We start from the raw sequence: 5,978 nt of genomic DNA, 5'->3' as shown, positions 1-5,978 counted from the left end.
GAGCCCGTTTTGCCTCCGCTTGCTACGCGTTGGCACTCAGTATGTCGCGGAATATGATTTTTGTACCAGTCCCAATTTCATGGCTGAGCCCCGCCAGCCTCCGGGACAAAATTGCCTCCGTCTTGCCCAAGCGCGAGATTATTGGACCCGGGGGACACAGTCACTGGAAATGTCGCTACGGCTGTACATTTGGCAAAACGAGCCAGTGGTGCAACGGTGCGTCATACGCGCAGTGCTTTTCCATTTCCGACTCTTGACGGATGGTATCGGTGAGGTTTTGTGGCACAATAAGGACATTCATGCAGAAAGACGGTGGCAGAATGGCGGCTAATTATTTGGAACGGTATGTTTACCAATATGGCGATAAGACTTTTACCCAAATGCCGCCGAACGTGGTGGACGACTTGATTTTTGCCATGCTCGCCTATTTGGATTATGACCGGCTGCCGGCGGGCATGCACCGGCTGGCGGATCTAGCAGGGGAAGAGACTGTGCAGGCCGCCGTTTCTGCCCGGGCCTGGGCGCCGGAGAAATACGGGCAGCTGCTGCGGGCGTTGGCGCTCAGTCCCCGGTTCAGCGGTGTGCGCTGGCACCGACACCGCGAGCGCTTGGATGATATCGCCATGGAGCAGTTCGGGGCGGTGACGTTGGAATGGGCACCGCAGACTTATTTTCTGGCCTATCGGGGGACGAATTCCACTGTCGCGGGCTGGAAGGAAGACTTGAACATGGGCTATCAGCCGGCGGTGCCGGCGCAACGGGCCGCCGTCCGCTATCTGCGGGAAACCCGGGCTGCTCTCCCCGGCCGCTATATGATCGGCGGCCATTCCAAGGGCGGCAATCTGGCTGTCTACGCCGCGCTGCACAGTGCACCGGCGTTGACCGAGGACCTGGTCCAGATCTTCAACTTTGACGGCCCCGGCTTTCTCCCTGACCCAGTGGCGGACAAACGCTATGATGCCTTGGCCGCGCGAATCACCAAGCTGGTGCCGACCGGCTCGGTGGTGGGCTTGCTGCTGGAGCACCACCAGGACTACGCCGTGGTGGCCAGCGACAGTGTCTCGTTCTGGCAGCATGATCCGTTCAACTGGCGCATCCATGGCACCGACTTCGAGTACCGGCCCCAAACCGATGCGGCGGCGCAATTCACCCAGGCCACCTTCACGGCGTGGCTGGACGGACTGTCCACAGCGGAGCGGGCGGCCATTCTGGCGTCGTTATTCACCGTGGCGGACGCGGGGCAAGCGGACACGATGGCGGAATTACGGCACCTGACGCCGGACCGGGTGCGGGCGTTCTATCATGCCGCTCGAACACTGCCGACGGAGAGCCGAGCGGTGTGGAAGAAATCGGCCCATTCGTTGTGGCATGCGCTGCGGTGGAAGTGAAGCGCATTGCTTACAGCCACTTGTTCCTCTTCGCCAGGTTCACGGCTTCCATCCGGTTCGCCACCCCCAGCTTGCTGAAGATGGCGGAGAGATAATTCCGCACAGTGCCGGCGGAGAGAAAGAGGGTCTGGGCGATCTCTTTGGTACTCTGGCCATTGGCGGCGGCTTTGAGCACGTCCATTTCTCGTTCCGACAAGGGGTTGGTGCTGGCGGTGACCATGTTTTGGACCAGCTCCGGGGCATAGACTGTGGCGCCCGCCATGATGCGGCGGATGTTCGCAACCAATTCATCGGTGGGGGCGTCTTTCAGCAGATAGCCCGCCACGCCTGCCTTCACGGCTCGCTGGAAGTAGGCACTTTGAGCGAAGGTGGTCAGGATGACCACTTTGGTCGGGAGGTGCGCGCCCTGGATGAGGTCGGCCACATCCAGGCCGGTGGCCTTGGGCATTTCAATGTCCAGCACGGCCAGGTCGGGTTTGAGCTGGCTGATGGCGGCCCAGGCCGCTTGGCCGTCGGTGGCGGTGCCGACCACGGTGATGTCGTCTTCCAGGTCCAGCAATTGCGCCAGGGCCGTGTTCAACAAGCTCTGGTCTTCGGCGAGAAATAAACGAATCATGCGTCTGGTCCTTCCTTAGGAATGGTGCAGGTCACAATGGTGCCGATGCGGTTGGCCGCAATCGTGAAGGTACCGCCCAGGTCCTGGATCCGCTGGGCCATCCCGCTGACGCCGTTGGCTCCCTGGCGGGTATAGCTGGCGCTGCCCACACCGTCGTCTTGAATCTGAACGGCGTAGACCGCCGCTGTTTTGCTAAACGTGATGGCCAGCGCGTGGGCGTGACTATGCCGAATCACGTTGGTCACACATTCTTGCAGTACGGCACTGATGGTATTCTGAATGGCGGTGGGCCAGCTGTTGGCGTCCTCTTCGTCTTCAGTATCCAAGTGAATACTGGCGGCGGCCAGATTCTCTTCCTGGGCCAGCAGCACATCGCTGATGCTTTGCTGGTGCAGGTCGTTGACGATTTGGCGGACCAGCTGCAGGTTGGCCCGGCTGGTGGCTTCGATATCCTTGAGCTCGGCGGCGACCTGGTCCGGTTTCTTTTCTAACAGCTTCTCCGCCAGCTGCGTCTTGATCGTGATCATCGAGAAAGATTGGCCGAGGGTATCGTGCAGGTCCCGGGCGATGCGTTCCCGCTCGCCCCGGCGGACGACCGCTTCCAGCCGCCGGTTGGTCTGGGCCATGGCCCGGTCCTGCATGGAGGAGCGGGCCATGTAATTGGAGAACCAGGGTGAGATCAAGGGGAAGAAAAGTCCCATCCATACCCAGGGCGACATGACCTCCCGGGGATACTTCAGCCAGGCGACGAACAGAGCGGCCGCCAGTACGGCGTAATACAGTCCGAAGAAAGGGTACAGCTTACGTTGCGGATAGTAAGAAAACATGTAGGGCAGCTGCCAAGCCGGGAAGATCATCAGGTAGAAATTCTGCTGCCACAGCGCGAAGACAAAGGTGATACCGACCTCTAAGACGATGGCCGGTGCGCGCCAACGTTTAGTCTCGTTCGCGGTCACGTAAGCGAGGATGAAGACCCCGATGGCGGTCAGCCAGCCATAGTCGCTCAGCGTTTTGGGCGGCAGATAGTCGGTCAGTGAGTAAGGGACAAATACCAGCCAGATATAATCCCAGATCCGGTTGGTATGGGTGGTACTACGCCGCGACTTTTCGGCCATTGAACTTTTCTCCCATCATCCGTCGGTGACGCAGGAGGGTGCCGCCAACGAGCAGTCCGCCGAGCAGGATGAGCCACGCGGCTAAGCCCATCATATCACGGACAGGCAGGGACTGCTGCTGGAGGAAGCGGGTGAGCAGGTCGTTGCCAAAGTAGGTGGGCATCAGCTTGCCGATGTGCTGCGCCCAGCTTGGCAGCATGCTGATGGGCCACCAGAGACCGCTAATGATGGCCATGGGGAAGGCGGTCAGGTTCGCCATGACTGAGAGGGTCTGCTGGGAGGGGGCGTAGGAGTAAAGCACGCCCAGGGCAATCAGGGGCAGGCTGGCCAGGACAGCGATGACGATGCTGCCCAGCATCTGCAGCGGCGAGAGGGCGACGCCGTTGATGACGATGGCGGCCAATTCCAGAAGCAGGACAGAGAGGGCATTCATCAAGACCACCAGGGTGCTGATCGATAAGTAATACGGCATGGTGCCCGCCGGCGTCAGGCTCAGCCGGGTGACGAAGCGGCTCTCCCGATCCTCGTGGAGAATGCTGGCGACGCCGAATAACGCATTGATCGTCAGACTGTACAGCGTCATGCTGCTGAGATACGTCTTGGCGAAGGTGGCCAGCTCGGCGGCGGACCCTTGAATCATTACCTTGGTGAAGAGCAGGTAGAAGCCCATGGGCATGAGAATCGTGAAGAAGGTATATGTGCTGTTGCGGAGAAAGTGGCGGCGCAGGTCGAATTTAAGCTGATTGAACATCATGGGTGTCCTCCTTGGTGAGTTGCAGGTAGATGGTTTCCAGCGATTGCCGGGTCACGTTGATGTGGTCCAGGTCGGTGAAGAAAGGCGCCAGTGACTTTAATGCCGCGTCGGTGTCGGTACAGTCCAGGGTGACTTTCTCCCCGTCCTGCTGCATGGCGGCGACCCCGGGCAGGGCCCGGAAAGCGGCGACGGGCCGGCGGGTGCGGAAGCTGACGGTGCCGCCGGTCTGGCGGGCCTGGAGGGCGTCCCAACTGCCCACGTAACTGAAGCGGCCGTTCTGGAGAAGGGCAATACGGTCAGCGACGTCCTGGATCTCGTTGAGGTAGTGGCTGGTGATGACGATGGTCACGCCTTGCTGCTGCATTGCCTTGACGCTGGCCCAGAAGTCCTGGCGAGCGGCCACGTCCATACCCACAGTGGGCTCGTCCAGGAAGAGCAGACGGGGGCGGTTGACGATGGCGCTGGCGTAAGTCACCCGGCGCAACTGACCGCCGGACAGGCTGGTCAAGTAGTCATTGGCGTGGGCGGTGAGGCCGGTCTCGGCCATGATGGCGGCCGGATCGGCGCCGTCGGGATAGCGGCTGGCAAGCAAGCTGAGCATTTCTTTCACCTTCACCCGGGTCAACGGCAGGTTGCCCTGGAGCATCGCCCCGATGGTTTGTTTGGCGACCGGGTTGCCGGGCACGCCGCCGCAGACGGTGATGCCGCCGGGATTCGGCAGCAAGCCTTGAATCAGGTTGAGCAGGGTGGTCTTGCCGGCGCCGTTGGGGCCGATGAGGCCGATGACTTCGCCGGGGACGACGGTTAAGTTGATATCTTGCAGGACCGGAGTGTCGCGATAGCCGAAGGCGACGTGGTCCAGGGTAATCATGGGGGTCATGGTCAGGCTTCCTTTCTAGAAGAGGTGCAGGGCGTAATGCAGGATGCATAGGGCGGGGAGCAGGACGCCCCAGACGAAGGCGTGAACGGTAACGAAGTGCGGGTCGCGCCAAGCGTTGTAGTGGGTTGCTTTGTTTTCGTTTTGATTGTTGGTCATGATGATGACTTCCTTTCGCTTGATTACATGAATAAGCATACGAGAAAGCCGGCGCGGCCAGTAGTACGCAATGTCATGACTGTCAGGTGACAATTGTCATGGAAAGAATGGCGGATATTGACATATACGATTCCATCGTATACCATTGAGTAGTATATGAAAGACGGAAATCATTTGGTTACGCGGTTGGCGTTTTTCAGGTCTGATAAATTCAAAAGTAGATGGATTGAACTTGGCCTGACAGAAGCGGAGTACGAGGATTTGATAACTGGCTTGACTGATTATTTCCGTCATCCGCCAGACAACAATTATGGTCGGTCTTTCCCGGGCACGGTGATCGAGGATGCTGGTGGCGCAATTAAGTACCGGTATCGAACAGAGCACAGTAATGAGGGTAAAAGTGGCGGCTACAGAATTATTTACTTGCTCATCGAGCGCAATCAAGTGTTCTTTTTGGATGTCTATGGGAAACACACCGGTCCCGGAAAGCACCAGAAAGAAAATCTTACCAGCAAAGAAAAAAACGCAATTCGGAAGTTATCCATTGAATTGCGTCAGTTTGCAAGGAGGAATTTGCATGACCAAAGTTAATAAAAAGTCAGCTATCGAAGAAAGTGTTGAACAATTTACTTCGTATTTACACGGTGATCCAAGTCATGTCACTGTGAACACCGTCGTCTTGGATGATCCTCCAGAGTACAAGCCGGAAGACATCAAGATGATTCGGCAGAAAGCAGGAGCAACTCAACGTGTGCTTGCTGAAATGCTTGCAGTTTCTCCGCGGACCGTAGAAGCTTGGGAGGTTGGTCGAACCAAGCCCACTGGCAGTGCACGCCGATTACTCCAACTAGTTGACGAAAATCCCAAGCTGTTGCAGCCGATGGCTTGACTTGATAGACATTCGACCGCGTTGCGCCATTTCATGATCTGGTTGGGTAGCCGTTGTTAACACAATGTACTGTGTCAATTAGCGATGGATAGTAAACTGACTAAGGCAGACATGAATCAACTGACCACATATACATGTGATGGCCCCGCAAAAAAACACGGCTAGCCGCAAACTTGCGAC

At 58.0% G+C, this 5,978-nt stretch carries 8 protein-coding genes; 3 read left to right on the top strand and 5 right to left on the bottom strand.

The genetic code is table 11. From position 1 onward, the window contains the following. Positions 1 to 299 precede the first annotated feature (299 nt). Positions 300 to 1,388 (top strand): Mbeg1-like protein, encoded by a 1,089-nt coding sequence (locus L248_RS07235; RefSeq protein ID WP_196812005.1) that lies wholly within the window; start codon positions 300 to 302, stop codon positions 1,386 to 1,388. Positions 1,389 to 1,398: 10 nt separating this feature from the next. Here L248_RS07235 and L248_RS07230 read toward each other — a convergent pair whose 3' ends face one another. From L248_RS07230 to L248_RS15845, 5 genes are read right to left on the bottom strand one after another with little or no spacing between them, the layout of a single operon-like run. Continuing rightward, on the bottom strand, positions 1,399 to 2,004 hold the full coding sequence (locus tag L248_RS07230) for a response regulator transcription factor (protein ID WP_022529499.1): 606 nt from the start codon (positions 2,002 to 2,004) through the stop codon (positions 1,399 to 1,401). Continuing rightward, on the bottom strand, positions 2,001 to 3,119 hold the full coding sequence (locus L248_RS07225; protein ID WP_022529498.1) for a sensor histidine kinase: 1,119 nt from the start codon (positions 3,117 to 3,119) through the stop codon (positions 2,001 to 2,003). Before L248_RS07225 ends, L248_RS07230 begins: the two co-directional genes overlap by 4 nt. Then, on the bottom strand, positions 3,097 to 3,873 hold the full coding sequence (locus tag L248_RS07220) for an ABC transporter permease (protein ID WP_040535463.1): 777 nt from the start codon (positions 3,871 to 3,873) through the stop codon (positions 3,097 to 3,099). Before L248_RS07220 ends, L248_RS07225 begins: the two co-directional genes overlap by 23 nt. After that, on the bottom strand, positions 3,854 to 4,753 hold the full coding sequence (locus L248_RS07215) for an ABC transporter ATP-binding protein (RefSeq protein WP_022529496.1): 900 nt from the start codon (positions 4,751 to 4,753) through the stop codon (positions 3,854 to 3,856). The genes L248_RS07220 and L248_RS07215 overlap by 20 nt, the downstream gene beginning before the upstream one ends. 15 nt (positions 4,754 to 4,768) lie before the next feature. After that, positions 4,769 to 4,909 carry a hypothetical protein gene (locus L248_RS15845; RefSeq protein ID WP_155828592.1) on the bottom strand — a complete coding sequence of 47 codons (141 nt, stop codon included), beginning with the start codon at positions 4,907 to 4,909 and terminating at the stop codon, positions 4,769 to 4,771. 156 nt (positions 4,910 to 5,065) lie between these two features. Between L248_RS15845 and L248_RS07210 the strand changes: the two genes are divergently transcribed. Both L248_RS07210 and L248_RS07205 read left to right on the top strand, forming a co-directional pair. Beyond that, positions 5,066 to 5,500 (top strand): type II toxin-antitoxin system RelE/ParE family toxin, encoded by a 435-nt coding sequence (locus L248_RS07210; RefSeq protein WP_051999899.1) that lies wholly within the window; start codon positions 5,066 to 5,068, stop codon positions 5,498 to 5,500. After that, the gene (locus L248_RS07205) at positions 5,487 to 5,798 is read left to right on the top strand and encodes a helix-turn-helix domain-containing protein (protein ID WP_040535460.1); all 312 of its coding nucleotides are present in this window, start codon (positions 5,487 to 5,489) and stop codon (positions 5,796 to 5,798) included. The genes L248_RS07210 and L248_RS07205 overlap by 14 nt, the downstream gene beginning before the upstream one ends. The last annotated feature ends 180 nt before the right edge of the window (positions 5,799 to 5,978 follow it).

The sequence above is a fragment of the Schleiferilactobacillus shenzhenensis LY-73 genome (assembly GCF_000469325.1).
Classification (GTDB): Bacteria; Bacillota; Bacilli; order Lactobacillales; family Lactobacillaceae; genus Schleiferilactobacillus; species Schleiferilactobacillus shenzhenensis.
Note: the sequence above shows the minus strand (reverse complement) of the source record. Positions and strands in the feature narration are given on the sequence as shown.

Coding starts and splice junctions, on each gene's coding strand:
- L248_RS07235 (WP_196812005.1), top strand. CDS start 300: ATGCAGAAAGACGGTGGCAGAATGGCGGCTAATTATTTGGAACGGTAT.
- L248_RS07230 (WP_022529499.1), bottom strand. CDS start 2,004: ATGATTCGTTTATTTCTCGCCGAAGACCAGAGCTTGTTGAACACGGCC.
- L248_RS07225 (WP_022529498.1), bottom strand. CDS start 3,119: ATGGCCGAAAAGTCGCGGCGTAGTACCACCCATACCAACCGGATCTGG.
- L248_RS07220 (WP_040535463.1), bottom strand. CDS start 3,873: ATGATGTTCAATCAGCTTAAATTCGACCTGCGCCGCCACTTTCTCCGC.
- L248_RS07215 (WP_022529496.1), bottom strand. CDS start 4,753: ATGACCCCCATGATTACCCTGGACCACGTCGCCTTCGGCTATCGCGAC.
- L248_RS15845 (WP_155828592.1), bottom strand. CDS start 4,909: ATGACCAACAATCAAAACGAAAACAAAGCAACCCACTACAACGCTTGG.
- L248_RS07210 (WP_051999899.1), top strand. CDS start 5,066: ATGAAAGACGGAAATCATTTGGTTACGCGGTTGGCGTTTTTCAGGTCT.
- L248_RS07205 (WP_040535460.1), top strand. CDS start 5,487: ATGACCAAAGTTAATAAAAAGTCAGCTATCGAAGAAAGTGTTGAACAA.